Source organism: Nocardia amamiensis (assembly GCF_015477605.1).
In the GTDB taxonomy this organism is placed as follows: Bacteria; Actinomycetota; Actinomycetes; order Mycobacteriales; family Mycobacteriaceae; genus Nocardia; species Nocardia amamiensis_A.
This window is the reverse complement of record NZ_JADLQX010000334.1, coordinates 1-255: the sequence shown is the minus strand read 5'-3', so window position 1 is coordinate 255 and position 255 is coordinate 1. Positions and strand designations below refer to the sequence as shown.

Sequence of the window (255 nt, the reverse complement as noted above, 5' to 3'; positions counted from 1 at the left end):
ACTCCTACGGGAGGCAGCAGTGGGGAATATTGCACAATGGGCGAAAGCCTGATGCAGCGACGCCGCGTGAGGGATGACGGCCTTCGGGTTGTAAACCTCTTTCGACAGGGACGAAGCGCAAGTGACGCTACCTGTAGAAGAAGCACCGGCCAACTACGTGCCAGCAGCCGCGGTAATACGTAGGGTGCGAGCGTTGTCCGGAATTACTGGGCGTAAAGAGCTTGTAGGCGGTTTGTCGCGTCGTCTGTGAAAACT

The 255-nt window shown here is 57.3% G+C and carries 1 rRNA gene; it reads left to right on the top strand.

Annotation, left to right across the window (positions count from 1 at the left end):
* Positions 1 to 255: ribosomal RNA gene (locus IU459_RS38030) — 16S ribosomal RNA — on the top strand; the annotation flags it as partial.